Annotated in this window: 16 protein-coding genes; 5 read left to right on the forward strand and 11 right to left on the reverse strand. The window is 70.1% G+C overall.

From position 1 onward, the window contains the following. Window positions 1-122: 122 nt before the first annotated feature. Window positions 123-1,457, forward strand: a complete 1,335-nt coding sequence (locus ACFVFH_RS19395) for an MFS transporter (protein ID WP_383769994.1) — start codon at window positions 123-125, stop codon at window positions 1,455-1,457. Between the two features lie 29 nt (window positions 1,458-1,486). On the opposite strand, the gene ACFVFH_RS19400 is transcribed toward ACFVFH_RS19395, so the two are convergent. After that, a complete protein-coding gene (locus tag ACFVFH_RS19400; protein WP_383769997.1) occupies window positions 1,487-2,131 on the reverse strand; it encodes a dihydrofolate reductase family protein in 645 nt (214 codons plus the stop codon). A 251-nt stretch (window positions 2,132-2,382) separates the two neighbouring features. Between ACFVFH_RS19400 and ACFVFH_RS19405 the strand changes: the two genes are divergently transcribed. Further along, complete coding sequence (locus ACFVFH_RS19405) at window positions 2,383-3,498, forward strand: ADP-ribosylglycohydrolase family protein (RefSeq protein WP_383770000.1); 1,116 nt, start codon at window positions 2,383-2,385, stop codon at window positions 3,496-3,498. A 156-nt stretch (window positions 3,499-3,654) separates the two neighbouring features. Here the strand turns inward: ACFVFH_RS19405 and ACFVFH_RS19410 are convergent, their stop codons facing one another. Continuing rightward, window positions 3,655-5,262: a sodium:solute symporter family protein gene (locus ACFVFH_RS19410; protein ID WP_383770003.1), complete on the reverse strand. Its 1,608-nt coding sequence runs from the start codon at window positions 5,260-5,262 to the stop codon at window positions 3,655-3,657. A 482-nt stretch (window positions 5,263-5,744) separates the two neighbouring features. Continuing rightward, on the reverse strand, window positions 5,745-6,527 hold the full coding sequence (locus tag ACFVFH_RS19415) for an SDR family oxidoreductase (RefSeq protein ID WP_383770006.1): 783 nt from the start codon (window positions 6,525-6,527) through the stop codon (window positions 5,745-5,747). 81 nt (window positions 6,528-6,608) lie between these two features. Here ACFVFH_RS19415 and ACFVFH_RS19420 point away from each other — a divergent pair, with 81 nt between their 5' ends. Further along, window positions 6,609-7,448, forward strand: a complete 840-nt coding sequence (locus ACFVFH_RS19420; RefSeq protein ID WP_383770009.1) for a hypothetical protein — start codon at window positions 6,609-6,611, stop codon at window positions 7,446-7,448. A 176-nt stretch (window positions 7,449-7,624) separates the two neighbouring features. Here the strand turns inward: ACFVFH_RS19420 and ACFVFH_RS19425 are convergent, their stop codons facing one another. The 5 genes from ACFVFH_RS19425 to ACFVFH_RS19445 all read right to left on the reverse strand — a co-directional run bounded on the left by ACFVFH_RS19425 (window position 7,625) and on the right by ACFVFH_RS19445 (window position 12,464). Further along, on the reverse strand, window positions 7,625-7,831 hold the full coding sequence (locus ACFVFH_RS19425; protein ID WP_383770012.1) for a DUF397 domain-containing protein: 207 nt from the start codon (window positions 7,829-7,831) through the stop codon (window positions 7,625-7,627). A gap of 287 nt (window positions 7,832-8,118) precedes the next feature. Further along, entirely contained in the window at window positions 8,119-8,982 is an 864-nt protein-coding gene (locus tag ACFVFH_RS19430) for a helix-turn-helix domain-containing protein (protein WP_383770014.1), read from the reverse strand. 447 nt (window positions 8,983-9,429) lie between these two features. After that, complete coding sequence (locus tag ACFVFH_RS19435) at window positions 9,430-9,867, reverse strand: peptidase inhibitor family I36 protein (protein ID WP_383770017.1); 438 nt, start codon at window positions 9,865-9,867, stop codon at window positions 9,430-9,432. Between the two features lie 141 nt (window positions 9,868-10,008). Continuing rightward, window positions 10,009-10,953 carry a hypothetical protein gene (locus tag ACFVFH_RS19440; RefSeq protein WP_383770020.1) on the reverse strand — a complete coding sequence of 315 codons (945 nt, stop codon included), beginning with the start codon at window positions 10,951-10,953 and terminating at the stop codon, window positions 10,009-10,011. Between the two features lie 788 nt (window positions 10,954-11,741). Next, window positions 11,742-12,464: a GPP34 family phosphoprotein gene (locus ACFVFH_RS19445; protein ID WP_383770022.1), complete on the reverse strand. Its 723-nt coding sequence runs from the start codon at window positions 12,462-12,464 to the stop codon at window positions 11,742-11,744. Window positions 12,465-12,644: 180 nt separating this feature from the next. Here ACFVFH_RS19445 and ACFVFH_RS19450 point away from each other — a divergent pair, with 180 nt between their 5' ends. Further along, on the forward strand, window positions 12,645-15,230 hold the full coding sequence (locus ACFVFH_RS19450; RefSeq protein WP_383770024.1) for a D-alanyl-D-alanine carboxypeptidase: 2,586 nt from the start codon (window positions 12,645-12,647) through the stop codon (window positions 15,228-15,230). Between the two features lie 229 nt (window positions 15,231-15,459). After that, complete coding sequence (locus ACFVFH_RS19455; protein ID WP_383770026.1) at window positions 15,460-17,280, forward strand: MFS transporter; 1,821 nt, start codon at window positions 15,460-15,462, stop codon at window positions 17,278-17,280. A 94-nt stretch (window positions 17,281-17,374) separates the two neighbouring features. On the opposite strand, the gene ACFVFH_RS19460 is transcribed toward ACFVFH_RS19455, so the two are convergent. Genes ACFVFH_RS19460 through pgsB form a run of 3 tightly spaced genes read right to left on the reverse strand, consistent with a single transcriptional unit; the run spans window position 17,375 to window position 20,807 of the window. Then, complete coding sequence (locus tag ACFVFH_RS19460; protein ID WP_383770029.1) at window positions 17,375-18,451, reverse strand: C40 family peptidase; 1,077 nt, start codon at window positions 18,449-18,451, stop codon at window positions 17,375-17,377. Window positions 18,452-18,477: 26 nt separating this feature from the next. Beyond that, window positions 18,478-18,960, reverse strand: coding sequence for a poly-gamma-glutamate biosynthesis protein PgsC/CapC (locus ACFVFH_RS19465; RefSeq protein WP_093540014.1), 483 nt, complete (start codon window positions 18,958-18,960; stop codon window positions 18,478-18,480). Further along, a complete protein-coding gene (gene pgsB / locus ACFVFH_RS19470; RefSeq protein WP_383770032.1) occupies window positions 18,957-20,807 on the reverse strand; it encodes a poly-gamma-glutamate synthase PgsB in 1,851 nt (616 codons plus the stop codon). The genes ACFVFH_RS19465 and pgsB overlap by 4 nt, the downstream gene beginning before the upstream one ends. Window position 20,808: the final 1 nt, after the last annotated feature.

Consider the following 20,808-nt stretch of genomic DNA (forward strand, 5'->3'; position numbering starts at 1 on the left):
CCGGTCGTTCATGGGCACCTCCGGCCGACGATCCGCGCTTGCGCTCAAGTTTACTTGAGCGTGAAGGCTGGAGGGGTGGGCCGTCCACTCCGGAAGGCCCCTGTCCACCCCAGGAAGGTCCCGTGTCCGTACCCGCCCCTGTTCCCGCGCCCGCGCCCACCGCCGTCCAGCCGTCCGCCACCGAGTCGTCCGCCGCCGCCGGGCAGGCCCCGTCGCGTCCCGCGCGTGGGGGCCCCGCCGCCGTGATGCTGGTCGTCGGCTTCGTCCTGCTCAGCCTCAACACCCGGGTGGCGTTCGGGCAGCTCGGGCCGCTCGCCCCGGTCGCCGGGTTCGGGACCGGGACCCTCACCCTGCTCGGTCTGCTGCCGCCGCTCTGCATGGGCCTGTTCGCCCCGCTCGCGGCCACCGTGCGACGGAGGCTCGGAGAGGAGCGCGGGCTGTTCTGGGCGAGCGCGCTGCTCCTCGTCGGGGCGGTCGTCCGCATACTCGGCCTGCCCGGCCTGTTCGTCGGGACCGTGCTCGTCAGCATCGCGACGGCCGTCGTGAACGTACTGATCCCGGTGTTCGTGCGCAGCCGGTTCGAACCGCGCAGGGTCGGCGTGATGATGGGGGTCTACGCGCTGTCCATGGGGGCCGGTTCCGCGCTCGTCGCCGCACTGATGGTGCCGGTCTGGGAGGCGTCCGGGCACTCCTGGCGCACCGCGATCGGCCTCGCCGTCGTCCCCGCGGCCCTGGCCGCCCTCGGCATCGCCCCCCAACTGCGGCACTCCGGACGGGGCGTGGGGCGGGGCGCGGGGCGCGCGGCGGCGCCCGAGCCGGTGCGCGCGGGCGGCGCCCCGCGCGTCGGCAGGAGCCTCGGCAAGGGCGGTGACAGGGGGCTGGCGTGGAGCCTGATCGTCTTCTTCGGCCTCCAGACCCTGCTCTTCTACACCACCCTCGCCTGGCTGCCCGCGATCCTCGTGGACGCCGGGGTCGCCAAGGGGACGGCGGGCGGCATGCAGTCCCTGTTCATCGTCGGCGTCGCGATCGGCGGCTTCCTCACCCCGGTGCTGGCCGCCGCCCGTACCGACCAGCGCCCCCACCTCTTCGCGGTCCTCCTGATCTGCGCGCTCGGGTACGCCGGACTGCTCGCCGCGCCCGCGAGCGCCCCCGCGGTCTGGGCGGTCGTGCTCGGCGCCGGCCTCGGGGGCGGTCAGGCGGTGGCCGGGGTCCTCTACGTGAAGCGGGGCCGGGACCACGACCACGTGGCCGCGCTGTCCACGGTGGCGCAGACGGGCGGCTACCTCCTCGCCGCCGCCGGACCGGTCACCGCGTCCGTACTGCACGCCGTCACGGGCACCTGGAGCGTGCCCCTGCTCGCCTTCCTGGGCGTGCTGCTGCTGAGCACCGTGGCCAGTCTGCGCGCGGGGCACGACCGGCCGGCGACGGGCGGGCGGGGCCCGGCGGACGGGGGCTGACCGCAGCCGCCGCCCGCGGGGCCGCCGGGCTACTTGCGCCAGAACAGGTGGTGCGTCACCCCGCTCGCACTGGGCACGACATCCAGATGGAACCGGTCGAGCAGCTCGTCGGGCGACTCCCAGAGCCGCGAACCGGCCCCGATCTCCACCGGCGAGACCGCCACGTGCAGGGTGTCGACGAGATCGGCGTCGAGGAACTCCCGGATGGTGGCGGCCCCGCCGCCCAGCCGGACGTCCTTGCCCCGCGCCGCTTCCCGGGCCCGCTCCAGGACCGCGGCGGGCTCGTCGTCGACGAAGTGGAACGTGGTGTCGGAGAGGGTGAACGAGGGGCGCGGGTGGTGGGTCATCACGAACACCGGGGTACGGAACGGCGGTTCGTCGCCCCACCAGCCGCGCCAGTCGAGGTTCTCCCAGGGGCCGCGCTGGGGGCCGAACTTGCCGCGCCCCATGATCTCGGCGCCGATGTTGCGGGCGTAGTCCCGCGTCAGGTAGTCGTCCAGGCCCCGGCTGCCGCCCGGGTCGGTGCGCATCGGCCAGCTCGCCGTCGCACCGGCCCAGGAGAACATGGCCCCGGGATCCGCGTCGCCGAACGGACGCTCCAGGCACTGGTTCTCACCCGCGCCGAAGCCGTCGCTCGACACGTTGAAGTTCTGGACCCTGAGCAGCTGAGTCATGTGCTTCTCTCCTGCCTGTGCTTGTCGGTACAGGAAAGACTCCCAGGGCCGGGCGAGCTGATCGGTGCGGACGGGCTCATCGGCGCGGGCGAGCTGATCGACCAGCTGGGTCGGTCATAAACGACCTGCGGGACGTCCGTTCACATACCGGTTCGTACCCGTTTTCTGCTCTCTACCGACCGTCTCCGTTCGATTACAGTGCTGCGCAGTCGCAGGCGGACCGGATCGCGGGCCGACGGGGGAGGGGCACGGTGAGCACAGGGACCACGGCTGTGTGGGGCCGGGCCGAACAGCAGGACTTCCGCAGCCGGGTGCGCGGCGCGCTGCTGGGCGGGGCCATCGGGGACGCGCTCGGGGCGGGGGTCGACGGGCTCACGCTCGAAGAGATCCGGGCGGCCCACGGGCCCGACGCGCTCACCGACCTCGTCCCCGTGCACGGCGGGCGCGGCACCGTCACCGCCGTCACCCAGCTCACCCTGTTCACCGTCGACGGGCTGATCCGTGCCCAGGTCCGCCGCGACACCGGCGCCTGGCACCCGCCCACCGATGTGCACCGGGCCCATCTCCGATGGGCGGCCACCCAGCACGACTGGGGGCCCGACGAACGCCGTGAGGACAACGGCTGGCTCGCCCGGGAGGAGTGGCTGTACGACCGCCGGAACCCCACCCGGGAATGCCTGACCGGGCTCGGCGACACCGTCATGGGCACCCTCGACAAGCCCAAGAACCCCGAGGCGCGGGACTCCGCGGCCCTCACCCGGTCCGTGCCCTTCGGGCTGCTCGTCGGCTGGGAGCCCCAGCTCGTCCTCCAGCTCGCCGTCGAGTGCGCCGCGCAGACCCACGGCCACCCCGCCGCGCTGCTCTCGGCGGGCGCCCTCGCCGTGATGGTGCACGGGATGGCCCGGGGGGAGACCCTGGACGGTTCCGTCCAGCACGCGCTGGCGCTGCTCGCCGAGCGCCCGGGGCACGAACCGGTCACCGAGGCGCTGAAGCAGGCCCTCGGCACCGTGCGGCAGGGCATTCCGGGGCCCGCCCTGATCGAGTCGCTGGGGGACACGGGCGCCGCCGAGGAGGTCCTTGCCGTCGCGCTGTACTGCGCGCTGGTCGGCGAGGACATCCGGCACGGGCTGCGGCTGGCCGTCAACCACGGCGGGCCCTCCGCCGCCACCGGCGCCCTGTGCGGGGCGCTGCTCGGCGTACTGCACGGCGAGACCGCGCTGCCGCCCGCCTGGCTCGCCGAACTGGAGGGCAGGGCAACGCTGTTGGAGCTCGCGGACGACTTCGCGATGGAGATGACGCAGGGGCCGGCCCTGCACAGCCCCTCGGCCGCAGCACCGGGCTGGCTGGCCCGCTACCCGCGCGCCTGAGGGCGCCGACGCGGAGCGGGGCGGGGTGCGGCTCTCCGCCGTACCCGCCGACCCCGCTCCCGTACCGCGCTCCCGTACCGCGCTCCCGTACCGCGCTCCCGTACCGCGCTCCCGTGCCGCGCTCCCGTACCGCGCGGGCGGCCGCCCCCGCGCTTCTCAGCCCCTGCGTCCTTCCTCCACGGCCGCGTCCCCGGAGCCGGGCTGCGCGGGCACACCCGACCCGGCCGACGCACCGGCACCGGCACCCTCACCGCCTCCTCCTCCTCCGCCGTCGCCGTCCGAGTTGATCTGCTCGATGACCGCGTCGCGCTCCGGAGTGTCCTCGGGCTTGACGAAGCCGATCACGACGTAGAGGACGAGCGAGATCGCCAGCGGCAGGGCCACCTGGTACTGGAGGGCGACATCCGTCTTCACCGAGCCGTCGAGGTCGTAGTTGGTGAAGTAGAACGCCAGCAGCCCCGCCGCCCAGCTGACCAGCGCCGCCGTCGGGCCCGACCTGCGGAACCGGCGCAGCAGCCCGAGCATGAACGGAATGGCGATCGGGCCCATCAGACCGGCGACCCACTTGATGACGACGGAGATGATGTCCTTGAACGTCGGCGAGTTGATCTGGGTGGCGAGCGCCATCGACAGCGCGAGGAAGCCGAGCGTGGACAGCCGCGCCGCCAGCAGACCGGCCCGGCTGCCCCAGGCGCGTGCCGACCTGGAGAGCACTGGGGCGATGTCCCGGGTGAAGACCGCCGAGATGGCGTTGGCGTCCGAGGAGCACATGGCCATCGTGTGCGAGAAGAAACCGACGACGACCAGCCCCAGCAGACCGTGCGGCAGCAGCTGTTCGGTCATCAGGGCGTAGCTGTCCGAGGCGTCCGGCTTCTGCGCGTGGACCAGCAGCGGGGCGCACCACATCGGGAAGAACAGGACCGTGGGCCAGACCAGCCACAGCACGGCGGAGAGCCGGGCCGAGCGCTTCGCGGCGGCGGCGGACTCCGTGGCCATGTAGCGCTGGGCCTGGTTCCACATGCCGCCGTTGTACTCGAAGGTCTTGATGAAGAGATAGGCCAGCAGGAAGGTCACCGTGTACGGACCGGCCGTGGGGTTCGTATGGCCCTCGGGCAGCTTGTCCCAGACCGTCCACAGGGTGCTGAAGCCGTCGAGCTCGCCCATGGCGGTGACCAGCATCGCGACACCGGCGAGGAGCTGGATGACGAACTGGCCCAGTTCGGTGAGCGCGTCCGCCCACAGTCCGCCGACCGTGCAGTAGACGGCGGTGATGCAGCCGGTGATGAAGATGCCCTGGGTGATCGAGATACCGGTGAACACGGACAGCAGGGTGGCGATGGCCGCCCACTTGGCACCGACGTCCACGATCTTCAGCAGCAGCCCGGACCAGGCGAGCGCCTGCTGGGTGGGGACGTTGTAGCGGCTCTTCAGGTATTCGAGCGGCGAGGCGACATGCAGCCGCGAGCGCAGGCGGTTGAGCCGGGGGGCGAAGAGCTGGGCGCCGATGCCGATGCCGATGGCGATCGGCAGCGACCAGGTGACGAAGGACGTCACGCCGTACTGGTACGCGATGCCCGCGTACCCGGTGAACATCACCGCGCTGTAGCCCGACATGTGGTGCGAGATGCCGGAGAGCCACCACGGCATCCGGCCGCCCGCCGTGAAGAAGTCGCTGACGTCGTCCACGCGCTTGTGGGACCAGATCCCGATCGCGATCATCACGCCGAAGTAGCCGATGAGCACGACCCAGTCGAGACTGTTCATGTGCCCCCTCCTGGGGTCCGCCTTGTGAACGGGGAGCGCGCTTCGTCAGTACGGCCGTTCAGCGGGGCCCCGTGCGGGAGCGGGGACATCGGGGATTGAACCGTCTGCCCGGTGCCGGGGTCAAGGTCGCGACGGTCAGGGATATGAACGCAGGTCAGCAAGGCGAACGATTTTGCCTGCTCTTGACTTACGCGGACGTTGTCGCCGACGTGACGGCGGACACACCATGGGCAGGCACTTCGTCAGGCCGTACGGGGATCGGAAGAGCCCCGAAGAACTCCGAAGTACGCCGCAGAGAACAGAGCACAGAAAACCGCACGGGATGCGGGTCCCGTGCGGCGGAGAGGGGGCTCTATCGCAGAAGGCGGGCTCCGGCGCGGAGAGCGGGTGTTCCGGCGCCCGGCGCCTCAGTACCCCGGCGCTCCGGTGTCCCAGTATCTCGGCGCTCCGGCATCCCGGTGCTTCGGCGCGGACGGCGGGGCCTATCGCATCAGCTCGCCCGCGTTGACCAGGAGCGATTGCCCGGTGATCGCCCGCGCCCGGTCCGAGGCCAGGAACACGGCGGCCTCGGCGACATCGCCGTCCGTGGCCGGTTCGGGGAGCGCCATGCGGTCGGTGAGCCTGCTCAGCACCTCCGCCTCGGGCACCCCCTCGCTGTCCGCCGTGAACCGTACGAACGCCTGCACCGGCGGGCCCCACATCCAGCCCGGCAGCACGGTGTTCACCCTGATCCGGTGCGGTCCCAGCTCCTGGGCCAGGGAGTACATGGCCGAGGTGAGCGCCCCCTTCGAGGCCGCGTACGCCGCCTGCCGGACCTGGGTCGGCGCGGCCACCGAGGACTGCGTACCGATGATCACCACCGAGCCGCCGTGCTCCCTGAGGGCGGGCAGACAGGCGCGGGTCATCCGCAGCGTGCCGAGCAGATTGACGTCGATCACCGACTGCCAGGTGGTGAAGTCGGCGTCCTCGATCCCGCCGAAGTCGGTGTCCCGGGCGGCGACATGGACCACCGCGTCGATCCGGCCGAACCGCTCCACGGCCAGCGCGGCGAGCGCCGCGCACTGCTCCTCGTCGGCGATGTCGGTGGCCAGCCGGGCCGTGCACCCGCCGTCCGGGTCGATCTCCGTGGCCGACTTGGCGAGATTCGCGGCGGTGCGCGCGCCGAGCACCGCGTTCCCGCCGTCCCGCACGACCGCCGCCGCGACCCGGTGGCCGAGACCGGGGCCCACCCCGGACACGATGACGGTCTTCCCCGCGAGCAGCATTCGGTGGCCTCCCGGCTCTGGCAGTTCTTCTGACGGGGCGTCAGAGTAGGACGCCGCTGCGGAGTACGGAAGGGGAACGGCATGAGCGACGAGACACGAAGCGACACCTACGCCGAACTGGCCGCGCTGGGGCCGTACGGCGTCCATCCCGGCCATGCGCTGATCACCATGGTGGAGCCGCACCCGGGCCACGAGTACGCCTACAACCGCTGGTACGAGGACGACCACTATTACGCGGGTGCGATGGCGATGCCCTGGATGTTCGCGGGGCGGCGCTGGGTGGCCACCCGGGAGCTCCAGGAGCTGCGCTATCCGGAGACCTCCGCGGTGGCGCGGCCCGTCACGGCCGGCTGCTATCTGTCGACGTACTGGGTGACGGAAGGGCGTTACGACGACCACATGAGGTGGACCGTCGGCATCAACGGGCGGCTCAACCGGGACGGCCGGGTCCACCAGGGCCGCACCCATGTGTTCACCGCGTTCCAGGACCACGAGGCGACGGTCTACCGGGACGGCGCCGCCGGGCCCCGCGACTTCCACGCCCTGGACCATCCCTACCGGGGGCTGGTCCTCGAAGTGATCGACGCCGAGGGGGCCGGAGCGCGGGCCGAACTGCTGGAGTGGCTGCGCTCGCGGCACCTGCCGAAGCGGCTGGCCGGTTCCCCGGCGGCGATGGTGACCCTCTTCCGCCCCACGCCGCTGCCCGGGGACCGGATGAGCTATGTGAAGCAGGTCGAGGGTGTCGACACCCGGCTGACCCTGCTGTGGTTCCTCCAGGAGGACCCGAGGGAGTGCTGGGCCGAGCACTTCACCGGGCTCGACGCGGCGGTCGCGGAATCCGGCCTGGGGCGGGTGGAGCTGGTCGCGCCGTTCATTCCCACGGTGCCGGGCACCGATCTGTACGTCGATCAGCTCCGCTGAGCGGTCGCGCGGCCCGGCTGCCCCGGCCGGCCGTCCGCGCGGCTGTTCCGGTGGCCCGCCGGTTCTGGCACCGAGCCCCCTCGGCCAGGACGGCGGACCGGTCGAGAGGGCTGACGGCGACACCGGAACCGGTGCCGCGATGCGAGCGGGAAACGGGAAGCGGGAAGAGAGGTCGGTCAGGCGTTGATGGCGTCCTGGCCGACATCGCGTACGAATGCGTTCCACGCGGCGGGGACGAAGGTGATCGAAGGGCCCTCGGGGGCCTTCGAGTCACGCACCGCAATTGCCTGCGCGAGAGGGGACTTGACTTCGACGCAGGCGCCGTTGCCCCCGGAATACGAGGACTTCGTCCACTTGTCCGTAGCACCCTGACGAATGGCCATGTTCACTCCGGTTCAAAGAGTCGCGTGAATGACACCAACAGCGTTCCGGTTGGTGTGATCGACGCTACTCGTCAAGCCCCTTGAGCGAAGGGGGCGTTCACTCGACCGAGTGGCATATACCAATCAGATCTTCCGCTTGAGGCAGACGGCGGTGTACCTTACCGCCGCCTGCCCTGTAACATCACTTCATTTTCCGCAATCCGGACTTTGCGGGCCGGACCGCGTGGATGCGCGGGCGGTGTCCCGGCCGGCTCCGGGCGGGCGCCCGGCCGACGTGCGACCGCCGCTCAGCTCAGCCTGGTGTACTGCTTCACGATCTCGGTGATGAACTGCCGGGTCTGCTCGACATTCAGCGCCTGCGCCCGCAGGTGCTCGTACATGACGCTGTACCGCTGCACGTCGTGGGCCTTCTCCAGATAGAGATCGCTGGTGACGCCCTCGATGTAGACGACGCTGGAGTCGGCGGCGTCCGGGAATTCCAGAATGGCGTACTGCCCGTTGATGCCGGGGTGCGCGCCCATTTCGAACGGCAGCACCTGCACGGTCACATGCGGCAGGTGCGACAGCTCGACCAACTGCTCCAGCTGTTCGATCATCACCTGCTTGCCGCCGACCATCCTGCGCAGCGCGGACTCGTCGATGACCGCCCACAGCCGTAGCGGATGCTCCGGATCGGTGATCCGGTCCTGGCGGCGGGCCCGGACGCTGACGCGCTTGTCGATGTCGCCCGGCGGGGCCTCCGGCAGCGCTCCGTTGATCAGCGCCTCCGCGTAGCTCCGGGTCTGAAGCAGACCGGGAACCACCTGGGGCTCGTACACCCGCAGCGATTCGGCGTCCGTCTCCAGCCCGATGTAGACGCTGTACGGGATGTCGCCGAAGGCGTGCCACCAGCCCTGCTGGCGGGAGTCCTTGGCCATCTGCATCAGTGAGTCGACGATCCGGTGATCCTCGACCTGGTACACCCCGCAGAGATCGCGGACGTCGCGCTGGCTGATGGAACGGCGGCCGTTCTCCAGGCGGCTGATCTTCGACTGCGAGACCAGCAGCCGCTCCGCCACCTCCTCGGCGGTCATGCCCTTGAGCTCGCGCAGGCGGCGCAATTCCTGGCCCAACCGGCGTCGTCTGACGGTGGGGTTGACGTTGGTCGGCACGGAAACGGCACCTCCGGCTATGTAGCTGTGCGTATCTACTGCTCAGCAGATTGCCACCTCTGCCCCCGGTCGCGCTGGAAAACACCCACACGCAGGCGCGTGGGGCAGCCGTGGTTGACGGCTGCCCCGCGCGTGGTGCGGCTCCCGAAGGACCTCGGAGTACCCGCCACAGCGCCGGGATCCTGGCATGCCGACGACGGACCGACCGGCCTGCCGCCGGGCCGGCCGGGCCGCCCGACTGCCGGCCACGAGTCTGCGGGGCGTGCGCCGTGCGCGGTGCCGAGCACGGCTTGGATCTGGAAGGCCGGCCCCGGTCGTGTGGCGCCGCTGCGGCAGACGGGGTGCGGCGAAGCCCGTGATGGCGGGTCGACGGGCGACCGAGTGCGCTCCGGCGGAACGGACGACGGCCCGCCGGATGAACCGGCGAGCCGTTGCGGTCGGCGAGGATCAGCCGCAGAAGGACGCGAAGAAAAGAGAGGCGTTCTGGTTGTACGTGTTGACGAGTTGCCCGCCGTTGCGGAAGAGGAACGAGTCCTGGACGCCGGCGTAGTTGGAGTTGAAGTAGACAGTGGCCTTGCACTGGTTGTTGTTCTGGGCTGACGCGGCGTTGTTCTTGACGGCCTGTCCGCTACCCGCCCCGGAGCTCGTGAACGTGTAGCCGGCGAGGTTGGGCACATTGCTGCTCAGCGCGTTGTGGGCGCCGGCGAGGCCCGAGTTGTAGAAGAAGCAGAACTTGCCCGTCGGGCAGTCGCCGGCGGCCATCGGCGTGACCACGTGGGCCTCTCCGGCGGGGGACGACCCCGCGGCCACGGCGGTGGACGCCGCGAAGGGCGTCAGCAGCGCGGCCCCCATGGCGATGGAGGCGAGCGTCATCTTGCGCTTCATGATGTTTCCTCTCGGATTCTTGTTTCGTCGGTCGATAAGGTGTGCTGGCCACAGGGCGGCAGACAGCTCTTCGAGGCACGTTTCCTGCCGTGCCCGGAAGTGCTGTGCCGAATGCTTTTTTGGGTGACGCGTACGAGTCGCTTACCGGGCACTTTTGAGGGCCTCGGCAGCCTTGGCGAGCTGTTCCTTCTTGCCCTTCGACGCGCTGGCGAATGCCGATCGATTCTCGGCGATCAGCTTTTTCTGCTCGCTGGTTTCGACGGTGAACCAGGTCCCGATCAGGTTCGTCTTCTTCTTGCAGGCGACATCGGCAACCGCCACTTTCCGTTCGTCCGGCACGGCCTTCGTCCCCTGAAAGCGAGGGTCACTCATCGCGGCGAACGGATCGGGGTATGCATAGCCCTGCTTCTTCATGCACTGGGACCAGGCTTCGAACACCTTCACCACACGTGCGTCGGCCATGGTGGTCTTGAAGCTCTGGGCGTTCGCGTTCCGGACCTGGTCGGTCGGGCCGATGCGTCCACCATCGGCCAGTTTCTTCATCGATTCCCCCATGCAGCCCTCTGCGGGAATCCGCAGCCCGTTCAGCAGGGGTGCGTTCCCGTTGTCGGCCGAGCCGGAGCCGTCCGGGGAAGTCCCGAGAAGTACTTTGCTCTGTGTGGCGGTCAAAGGCTTCGGGGTGGGCGAAGGGTGCGTGCGAGGGTCACGGTCGCCCAGGTGGTACCCGAAGGAGCGGGCCTCCGCCTCGTCCGTCACCCCGTAGCGACGGTCCATGAGGCTGCGCGGACCGAGCGGAGGTCCGGGAGACCCTGGGTCGTAGCTCAGGCCGAAACGCCGCATGCACGTCGTGTTGAGCGCGGCCCTGGCTTCGTCCATCCGCAACTGCTCGGATTCCGAGAAAAGATAGGTCTCCAGCGGAAGTCGCAGGTCGACGCTCTTCAAAAGGACGGGGGCCTTGACTTCGGACGCGACGTCCGGACTCGACTCATGTGACGCGCAGCTGGTCAGGAGAATGGCGCCCGCAAGGCCCATGGGTACCGCCCCCCATCGCAGTGCGGTAATGCGCGCCCACTCGTTCAAGGTCATCCCCCGGTATTGCTTTATCGCATGGAAAGCGAATGCAGGGCGCATCCGGAATCGTCAGCGCCAGGAAAGGTGAAAGCGTGCGAAGTGGTTCCTGTCGCTGTCCAATTCTTCACATGTTGACCATCGAGTCATCATCCAAGCACGAAACCTTCACTTGATCAACATCCTTTCGGAAGGCTGTAGGTGTCATGAAGGCACCCTCGGCGCATGGGGATAAAAAAGGACAACTGCCCTTACGGCCTTGGGGATGCGCCCTGTGAACGGCGGCCGTCCGTCGGCCGGGCATCGTTGCGGTCGGTCAGTCACGCGGGGATCCGCGGTGAGTCGGGACGTACGCGCCCTGCGGTGATGGTCCCTCGGCCGGGTGACGGCCGGGTGACGGCCGGGTCATGGCAGGCGTAGAAGGTGGCCCGAGCGGGATCGGTGGGACTGCGGCGGGCCGGGACCCGGTGGCCGAAGTCGTTGGCGGAAGTCCCTTACGCCGTAGCGGACTCCGCCTGCGTTCCGGCGGTCGTTCCGCCGACGATCAATCGTTCGTGCGGCCCAGCGGTGTGATCGGCCCCGTGTCTCCGAACTGGCGTCGTTCGGCCGGCGGCCGGGCTGCACGGCGTCCGGCGCGTGTGTCGAGAGTCCCGTCTGCCCGGCGGCGCCCGGCACGCACGCTTGCCGCGTTGTCGGGATCGCCCCGATACACCAGGTATCGGGGCGACCCTCCGCCTCGCGATCACACGCGCCGCACACCGCCGGGCCCGCCCTTCGGGCGGACGACGTCACTTTCGATACGTGCCCTAGTGGGCCGCGGTGTGCGCCATGCTGCCGCGGCGCGCTTGGGGCTGTACTTGCGGTTGCAATGGAACTCCGGCCGCTTGATTGCGGCGCGGCTGTGCGACCGCCCCGTTCTGGACGTCCATCACGGCGTGCGCCACGAGGCCGCCCATCGGGTCGTGTCTGATCAGGTCCCGGAGCCGGGAGCGTGATGAACGCCCCTCGTTCCCGGGATACAGGTGCTTGCCGAGTCCGACCGCGTGGGCCAGCGCGGCGAGCGCCGCGGTCCGCGGGTCCGGCGGTACGCCGGTGCGGATCGCACTGTCCAGCCTGGTTCTGATGTCCCGGCTGATTGCCGTGTCCGTCGCCTGGTAGCGAGTCGTCGGCAGCACTCCGCACATCTGGCCCGCCACGGCATGCACCATGCCGCACCGCTCCAGGTGTGCGAGGTAGATCTGGCGCAGCCCCAGCCGGGGCCCGCCGATCCAGTGGACCGCCCGAACCGGGCTGCCGCGTCGGCGCAGCAGTTCCAGTGCGGAGTCCAGAGTCGGATCTCCTGTCGGCCGTGGCATCACCACGGCGATACGATCCCCGTCAGGGGCTATCCGTCCTGCCAGAGCCAGCTCCACTAGCTGAGCTCCGGCCAGGCCGAGGTCGAGCGACTGCGGCTGCGCTGTGGTACCCGTGGTCGGGTCCAGAGCGAGCAGCAGAAGTTCTTCCGGAATTGTTCTGCGGCTCCTGCCCATCCATGCCTCCCCGCGTGGATGAATGACAGGGTGACCCCTCTCACATTGGTCTGTCGAGAGCGCCTGGGTGCTTTGTATGGGAACCAGTAGGTATGTCGTTCTCGTCTAGCAGCCGGGCCGGTGGTTCACACAGGACACTGGTAGATGGTTCGGACAGCGCGGGGGGTCTCCCCGTGCCGCATGGAGGAGGCATCGGTGGCGGGCGAGTCCCCCGACAGGTCGAAGCAGCAGAAGTCGTCGGGTACGGCTCGGAGCGAGAGTGATCCGCGGCTCGCCGTCTTCCGTGAACCGTCCGCCGACGGCGCGGCCGACACCAAGACGGCCGACACCAAGACGGACACGGCCACGGCCGTCTTCCGCACGGCACCGGTCGCCACGGACGGCACGGGCGCCAAGTCGGACACGGCCACGGCTGTCTTCCGCACGGCGCCGTCCGGCGACGAGAAGTCCGGCGAGAGCGTCGACAGCGCGGAGAGCGCCAAGGGTGCGGAGAGCGCCGGAAACGGTGACGGCGGCGAGAACGGCGGCAGCGATGACGCCGCCGAGCCGTCGGTGAAGGCTGAAGCCGAGCTCGAAGCCGAGACCGGCACCGAGGGCCCTGGCGGCGCTGTGAGCGCCGAGGAGGCCGCGGAGGGCAAGGGGGCCGGAAAGGCCCCTGAGCGTCCGGAGAAGGCGTCTGAGGCCGCTGAGGGCGCCGGTGCGCCCGCCGCTACGGATGCCGCAGCGGACGAGGAGGAGCCGGCGGAGCCCGCGGAGGCCGCCGAGGGCACCGGGGAAGGCGACGCGCGGCTGCGTGCGGCCGTTGCCGCCTGGGTGTCGAAGGACGACGACGGCGAGGACGGCGAGGCGGGGAAGAGCGCCGACGCCGACGCGGATGCGGCCAAGGGCAAGGACGAGCCGTCCGAGGAGAAGTCCGAGGAGAAGAAGGACGAGCCGAAGGCCGACAAGACGGAGGCCGACAAGGCCGAGGCCGACAAGGCCGAGGCCGACGAAGCCAAGACCACCGGGGCCAAGTCCGGGGCCAAGTCCGGGGAAGCCGGCGCCGACGCCGGGGCCACCGACGACTCCGAGTCCGAGCCCGAAGGCTCCGAGGAGACCCCCGCCCCCGCCGAAGACGCTGCCTCCGACGCTGCCGAAGGCAGCGCCAAGCAGGACAGCGCCAAGCAGGACAGCGCCAAGCAGGACGGCGACAAGCAGGGCATCGACCAGCCGACCGCCATCTTCAGGTCGCCCGCCGCCCGGGTCGACCAGCCCACGACCGCGCTGAAGATCACCCCGCCCGAGCCGAAGAAGCCGAAGAACGCCCCCGGCGCCGACTCCGAGCCCGAGTCCGCCGCCGAACGGACCAGCAAGTTCGTACCGCTGCGCGGCGACGACGCACGGCCCGCGTCGGCGCCCGCGCCCCGCAAGCCCGAGACGCCCGCTGCCCCGGCCGCCCCCGCCGCCCCGTACACCGGCGACCGGACCACGCAGCAGCCGATGCCGCCCAGGCCGCCGCTCGACCTGCTGGCCGAGCTGACGAACACGCCTCCGCCCCCCGAGACGCCCGTCCGCACCGCCGTCCGCAGGGTCAAGATCTGGACCCCGCTGGTCCTGCTCCTCTTGATCGTCTTTGCGATCGTGCAGATGGTCCGCCCGCTCCCGGACCCCGAGCTTCAGATGTCGGCGAAGGACACGTACACCTTCGAGGGCGGCAAGCCGTCCCTGCCGTGGCCCAACGAGGGCCAGGGCTACATGGCGGCGACCGGCCTGGGCCCGGTGGGCTCGTTCGGCGAGCAGAAGGCCGTGCCGATCGGCAGTGTGGCCAAGGCGATGACCGCCTACATCGTGCTCAAGGACCACCCCCTGAAGAAGGGCGAGGAGGGGCCGTCCATCGAGGTCGACGCCACGGCGGAGAAGGAGGGCGGGTACGACGAGGCGGGCGAGTCGACGCTCAACACCGTGAAGGAGGGTGACAAGCTCACCCTGAAGCAGGCGCTCTCGGCCATCATGATCCCGTCCGCCAACAACATCGCGCGGCTGCTGGCGCGCTGGGACGCGGGTTCCGAGAAGGCGTTCGTCAAGAAGATGAACGACACCGCCAAGTCGCTCGGCATGAAGAACACCACGTACACCGACCCGTCCGGCCTCAACGCGACCACGGTCAGTTCGGCCGAGGACCAGGTGAAGCTGGGCGAGAAGCTGGTGGAGATCCCGGCGCTCATGGCGATCACCGTGCTGCCGTCGTGGGCCGACCCCTCGGGTCACGAGTGGCGGAACTGGAACAACCTCGTCCCGTTCAACGGCTCGCTCGGCATCAAGACCGGTTCCACCACCAAGGCCGGCGGCAACCTCCTCTTCGCCGCGCACAAGATGGTCGGCAAGACCGACCAGCTGATCGTCGGCGCCGTACTGGGCCAGCACAAGAACCCGATCATCGACACGGCCAACGCGGTCAGCAAGGACGTCATGATCGCGACGCAGGATCTGCTGAAGAACGCGAAGGTCATCGAGAAGGGTGATGTCGTCGGATCCGTCTCCGACGGTCTGGGCGGCAGCACCCCGGTCGTCGCGACGAAGGACGTGACGGTGGTCGGCTGGGCCGGCCTCACGGTCAAGATCGAACTGACCGACGGCGGGAAGACGATCCCGCACTCGGCGAAGGCCGGGACACCCGTCGGCACCCTCACCGTCGGTGAGGGAACCAGCCAGGTGAAGGTGCCCGTCGCGTTGCAGGGCGATCTGGCCGAGCCGACCTTCGGGGACAAGCTGACCCGCGTCGGCTGACCGGTCGGCGGGAACGGCCCGATGGCCGGAACGACCCGATGACAGAAGGGGGTGCCGATCCCGGCACCCCCTTCCGTACTGCGTACGTGTTAGCGTCCCGAGGCAACTCGATGACGCTGGGACGGCGTCCTCACAGAGGCACGGGGCAGGCGGATCCGGGGAGACGGGGAGAGCCGTAGTGACCACCGCGGAGCCGGGGCCCGGCCATGAGGCGACCGGAAGTACAGGCATGAGGAGCGGCGACATCGGCGGCAGCGGTACGTGCACGGCCGCACCGTCGCAGAAGGACGCGGGAGCCCGGGGCGGCTTCGCGCCGCACACCGGCCCGTCGCGCGGGGCCCGCGCCGAACGGCTGCTGCGGCATCCGGTGACGATCACCACCGCCGTCGCCGCCCTCACCCACCTGCTCTGGTTCTTCTTCGGCGCGAACAGCGGCGGCGACCTCGCGGCCCAGGACGCCTGGGCGGAATTCGTCGGGCGGCATCCCGGTACGGCGTACAACCTGGCCTGGTACGGGGGCATGCACCCCGTCTCGTACAGCGTCGTCTCGCCGTATCTGATGTCGGTGCTCGGTGTGCGGACGACGATGATGATCGCCGGGACCGTGTCGTCGGCGCTGACCGCGCTGATCCTGGTCCGGGTCCGGGCCGTGCGCAATCCGTTGGCCTGCTCGCTCGCCGGGGCGTTCGCGTATCTGTGCAACGCGCTGTCGGGGCGGGTGACGTTCGGGCTCGGCATGATGTTCGCGGTGGGTGCGACGGCCGCGGTGTTCTGCTGGCCCCACCGCTGGCGGTACAAGCGGTGGGCGAAGGCGGCCGTCGCCGCGCCGCTCGCCGGGCTCGCGACGGCGAGCAGCCCCGTGGCCGGGCTGTTCCTGGGCGTGGTCGCCGCCGCGCTGTTCCTGAACAAGCGGCGCCCCGGCGCGTACGCCATCGGGCTCGCCCCGGTCGCGGTGGTGGCGCTGTCCGCCTGGCTGTTCCCGTTCTCCGGCACCCAGCCCATGTCCATCGCGACGCTCTCGCTGCCGTTCATTTTCGCGGTCCTCGTCTTCGTCCTCGTACCGCGCGACTGGAAGACGGTCCGCACCGCGGCGGCCGTGTACGGCGTCGGAACGCTGCTGACCTATGTGGTCGACTCGCAGATCGGCTCGAACGTCACCCGGATGGCGATGCTGTTCGCCGGGGTGGTGTTCCTCGCCGCGCTGCCGTACACCGCACCGCGCACCCGGCGCTGGTACGCGCTGGTCATCGCGTTCGCCGGGCTGAACTTCTGGATCGGCTTCAAGGGCGTCGACGACATCGTCCGCACCGCTCCCACCGCCTCCTGGGCGCGCGAGCTGGCCCCGCTGGTCAATGAGCTGCAACAGGTCGGCGCCGAGCGGGGCAGGGTCGAGGTCGTGCCCGCGAGCAGCCACCGGGAGGCGTCCGCGCTCGCTCCCTACGTCAACCTCGCCCGGGGCTGGAACCGGCAGGCGGACATGGAGCGCAATCCGCTCTTCTACGACGACACCCTGAACAGCGCCAACTACCGTCAGTGGCTCGACCGCTGGGCGGTGCACTACGTGGTGCTGCCCAAGGGAACGCCGGACTCCAACGGCGCGGTGCAGGAGGCACAGCTCGTCGACGGGGGGCTGCCGTATCTGAAGCCGGTGTGGTCCGACGCCAACTGGCGGCTCTTCGAGGTGGACGGCCCCGTGCCGCTCGCCGATCCGCCGGCCACGGTGGACCGGGCCGGTGCGGGCGAGCTGACCATCCATGTGAAGACACCGGGCCGTGTCCTGATCCGCATCCCGTACTCGCGCTGGCTGGCCCTGGTCGACGCCGAGGGCAAGAGCGTCGAGCGGCCGCAGGAGACCGAGGAGTCCAAGCGGCGCACGGACGAGAACACCCCGCGGACCTTCGTCAACAGCAACGGCTGTCTGCTCAAGGTCGAGGAGGACGCGGACGGCGACGAGTGGACGGAGCTGCTCGCCCCGAGGCCGGGCGTCTACCGGCTGGCCGCCCCGTACCAGCTGTCACCCGGCACGCCCTGCCCGGAGGAACTGCGCTGACGTCGCCGACCGTCAGCCGTCAGCCGTCAGCCGTCAGCCGTCAGCCCGTCTCGGCTGACGGCTGAGACGGGCTGACGGCCGGTTGGTTGCGGGGTCACAGACGCTTCGCGCTGCGCAGCGTCGCCGCGTAGTAGCCGTTCCCGTCGAGACGGGACGTGCCGCCCTTGTCGCCGATGGTCGGGCCGTTGGCTTCCTCGCGGCTGGAGATGAAGATCTTGTGGCCGTCGGTGTCGTGCCCCATGAACATGCCGACGTGGTCGAGCCGCTGCTTGGTGCGCTGGTCGAGCTTGAAGAAGACCAGGTCACCGGGTTGCAGCACATCGATGTTCTTCGGCCGGTCGGCGGGCGTGATGCCCTTGAGCGGGATCACGTCCGTGCCGCGGTGCGAGCGGGCCATCCCGTTGGCGGTGCGCGGCAGGCCGTCGCCGGAGGCGTCGGTGGCCATGAGCGGGTAGCGGGCCCGGTAGCCGAACACCGTACGGATGAAGCCCGAGCAGTCCATGGAGCGGGCGCGCTCGGCGCGGGGCTGCATCGTCGTGCCGTTGCGGAAGGTGTACGGGATGCCGAGGTAGTCGAAGAAGTCGGACTCCTCCAGCCGCAGGTCGTTGCCCTCGCTGCCGTTCGGGTTGAGCGGACCGAAGTTGGCGTCACCGGCGTACGGAACGCCTTCGTCGTCCTTCTTGACCGGGGCGTCGGCGACGTACTGGAAGGCGGTGGCGAAGAGGTCGTCCTCCTCGCTGCCGAAGAACTCCTTGAACCAGTCCTTGAACCACTTCTCGTTCTCGGAGCCCTTCTTCCACTGGTACGGCATCAGCCGCACCCAGTCCTCGGTGACGACCTTGGACGCGGTGGTGCTGGGCTCGGTGAAGGTGCGGCTGGGGCCGGTGAGAGTGGCGGTGCGGGCGCCGTCGGTGAAGCTGGCGAGGATCTCGCCGTCGGTGCCGCGCAGCAGGGAGCGGGACGGGTTGCGCAGCCGCTCCCAGCGCTGTTCGCCGTTCTTCAGGTTCGACGACTTCAGCGCCGGGTTGTCGGTGACGGCCTGCACGGCCGGGGCCTTGGCCTGTTCGTCCTTGCGCAGCTCGACGGTGAGGTAGGCGCTGCCCGCGAGCAGAGCGGTCACCGTGACGGCGTGCAGCGCCTGACGAGGGCGGCGCTTGGTCTTGGGACTCATGAGTCAGTCAGCTCCGGAGGGTCGGGTCAGACGGTCGGCAGCGCGCCGAGCAGGATGCCTGCGGTGAGAACGACATAGGCCATGAGCGTCACCGAGCCGGTCGCCAGCAGGGTCGCGCCCTTGGGCTGACGGACGAGCTGGTACGCGATCAGGCCGGGGACGATGAAGCCCAGGGTCTGGTTGGTGTACATCAGCGGGAACTCGATCGACAGCACGATCATCAGCGTCGCCTGGAAGATGACACCGGTGAGGACGACCGTGGAGAACAGCCGCTTGCCGTAGAGGATCACGACCTTCTGGAGGCCGAGCACCGCCACGTACGTCAGAACGGTCACGCCGACCACCATGGCCGCGCGCTGGAGGTCCTCGACGAGGGTGAGCGCCAGCCAGCCCGGGGTGATCATCCCGCCGGGGGAGAGGTTGGTCGTCAGGTAGCAGACCAGCGAGAACATCAGCCCCAGGGCGATGCCTATGGCGGCAATCTCAGGGGTGAGGACGGAGGGGATCAACGGGGTTCTCCTGGGTATTCCTGCTGGGCCGGGGCGGGCGGCCGGACCGGCTCGAACATGCCGCGGACATGGGGTGCGGGCCGTTCGGCCGGGTCTTCCGGACTCTGGAGCGGTGGCTCGTGGTGCTGCCGCTGCTCGTGCTGCTGCTGGTGCTGCTGGTGCTGGTTCTGTTCGTGGTGCGGCTGCTCGTGCTGCTGCGTGTTCTGCTGCTGCGGGGGCACCTGGTGGTCCTGCGACAGCTGATGCGCCTGCTGGCCCTGAGGCAGCTCATGCGGCTGCTGCGGCTGCTGGCTCTGGTGCGCGTGAGGCTGCTGGTGCTGCTGCGGCTGGTGGTGCTGCTGCGGCTGGTGCTGACGCGGCTGTGCCGGGGCGGCCGGGCGGGCGGTCTGCTGGTACCGCGCCTCGTACGCCTCGGGGTACGGCTGGTACGGGTCGAGGCGCGGGGTGTAGCGGGGGAGCGCCAGGGTCTCGTCGTGCCGCGGCTGCTGGGCGTGCGGCGACTGCTGCCGCCGGGCCGGGACCGGCGGGAGGGCGGCGGTGGCCGGGCCTTCGTCGGTCGGTGCGCCGGCCGGGTCGGCGGTGCGCGCGGGCGCCTGCGGGGCGGCCTGCGCGGGCGCCCCGTCCGACGGTCCGCCCGACGGGCCCTGCGGGGTCTCGTCCGGCGTCTCGTCGGCGGGCAGTTCGGCGAGGTGCTCCAGGAGCAGTTCGCCCTGACCGTGGATGTTGCCGATCGCGACCAGCGACGACGCCGCGCCCAGGTGACCGAGCAGCTCGTTCATGAACTCCTCGGGGTCGCGCTTGTCGCCGCCGAGGTCGACCGCGGTGTGGCGCCACTCCGCCGGGATCGCGTCGATGGCGCTCTTCGCCGGGTGACCGATCACGAACACCTTCTCCGGCTGGAGATCGGGGATGATCTGCCCCATCTGGCCATTGCGCTCGACCCGGTCGGGACGGCAGTTGATCACGACGTTGAGCGGCCGTTCGATCGCGCCGAGGTCGAGGAGCTGGTTGATGTTCATCAGCGTCGACTCGGGGTCGTTCGCCGCGAAGACGTTGGCGAAGCGCACCCGCTTGTCGTCATGGGTGCGGTACCGCTCGACCGAGAGGACACCCGGGTCCGGCGGAGCGTCGTACATGCCCTGGAGGGCGGTCTCCCGGTCCACGCCGAGGAGTTCGGCGACCGTCAGCGCGATGGCCACGTTCTCCTTGAAGGTGAACCAGCTGAAGCCGCGCAGCTCCTCGTCGCTCACCGTCTCCGGGTCCGCGTAGATCAGCTTGCAGTCCCGGGCGTCCGCCTCCTCCTGGAGGATGTGGAAGCGGTCCTGCTCGGCGGTGACACAGATGCCGCCCTCCGGCATGGAGCGGCACAGCGAGCGGGCCACGTCGTCGAGCGTGGGGCCCATCTCGGCGAGGTGGTCCTCACGTACGTTGCACAGCACACCGATCGTCGACCGGATCAGCTTGGACTGGTTGATCTCCTGGAGCGCCGGCATGACGGCCATGCACTCGATGACCAGTGCGTCCGGGCTGTAGGAGGCCGCGCGCCGCACGATGCCGATCTGCTCCACGACGTTGGCGATGCCGAACTTGCGGTAGACCGGCTCCTCGGTGGCGTCCGGGTGGATGAAGCGGGCCGCGGTGCCGGTCGTCTTGGCCACGGTGACCAGGTCGCCGCCGCGCAGGGCGCCCGCGCAGAGGCGGGTGATGGAGCTCTTGCCGCGGATGCCGTTGATCAGCACCCGGGTGGGTATGCGCTCCAGGTTGGTGAAGTGGCGCCGTTGTTCGACGATGCCGGAGACCAGGAGGATCACACAGCACACGACGAGCACGCCGTAGAGGAAGAGCACG

This window comes from Streptomyces sp. NPDC057697 (assembly GCF_042799335.1).
GTDB lineage: Bacteria > Actinomycetota > Actinomycetes > Streptomycetales > Streptomycetaceae > Streptomyces.

Excerpts from the sequence above, each read along its gene's own strand:
- ACFVFH_RS19400 (WP_383769997.1), bottom strand. The coding sequence starts at position 2,131 with ATGACTCAGCTGCTCAGGGTCCAGAACTTCAACGTGTCGAGCGACGGC.
- ACFVFH_RS19410 (WP_383770003.1), bottom strand. The coding sequence starts at position 5,262 with ATGAACAGTCTCGACTGGGTCGTGCTCATCGGCTACTTCGGCGTGATG.
- ACFVFH_RS19415 (WP_383770006.1), bottom strand. The coding sequence starts at position 6,527 with ATGCTGCTCGCGGGGAAGACCGTCATCGTGTCCGGGGTGGGCCCCGGT.
- ACFVFH_RS19420 (WP_383770009.1), top strand. The coding sequence starts at position 6,609 with ATGAGCGACGAGACACGAAGCGACACCTACGCCGAACTGGCCGCGCTG.
- ACFVFH_RS19425 (WP_383770012.1), bottom strand. The coding sequence starts at position 7,831 with ATGGCCATTCGTCAGGGTGCTACGGACAAGTGGACGAAGTCCTCGTAT.
- ACFVFH_RS19435 (WP_383770017.1), bottom strand. The coding sequence starts at position 9,867 with ATGAAGCGCAAGATGACGCTCGCCTCCATCGCCATGGGGGCCGCGCTG.
- ACFVFH_RS19440 (WP_383770020.1), bottom strand. The coding sequence starts at position 10,953 with ATGACCTTGAACGAGTGGGCGCGCATTACCGCACTGCGATGGGGGGCG.
- ACFVFH_RS19445 (WP_383770022.1), bottom strand. The coding sequence starts at position 12,464 with ATGGGCAGGAGCCGCAGAACAATTCCGGAAGAACTTCTGCTGCTCGCT.
- ACFVFH_RS19450 (WP_383770024.1), top strand. The coding sequence starts at position 12,645 with ATGGAGGAGGCATCGGTGGCGGGCGAGTCCCCCGACAGGTCGAAGCAG.
- ACFVFH_RS19455 (WP_383770026.1), top strand. The coding sequence starts at position 15,460 with ATGAGGAGCGGCGACATCGGCGGCAGCGGTACGTGCACGGCCGCACCG.
- ACFVFH_RS19460 (WP_383770029.1), bottom strand. The coding sequence starts at position 18,451 with ATGAGTCCCAAGACCAAGCGCCGCCCTCGTCAGGCGCTGCACGCCGTC.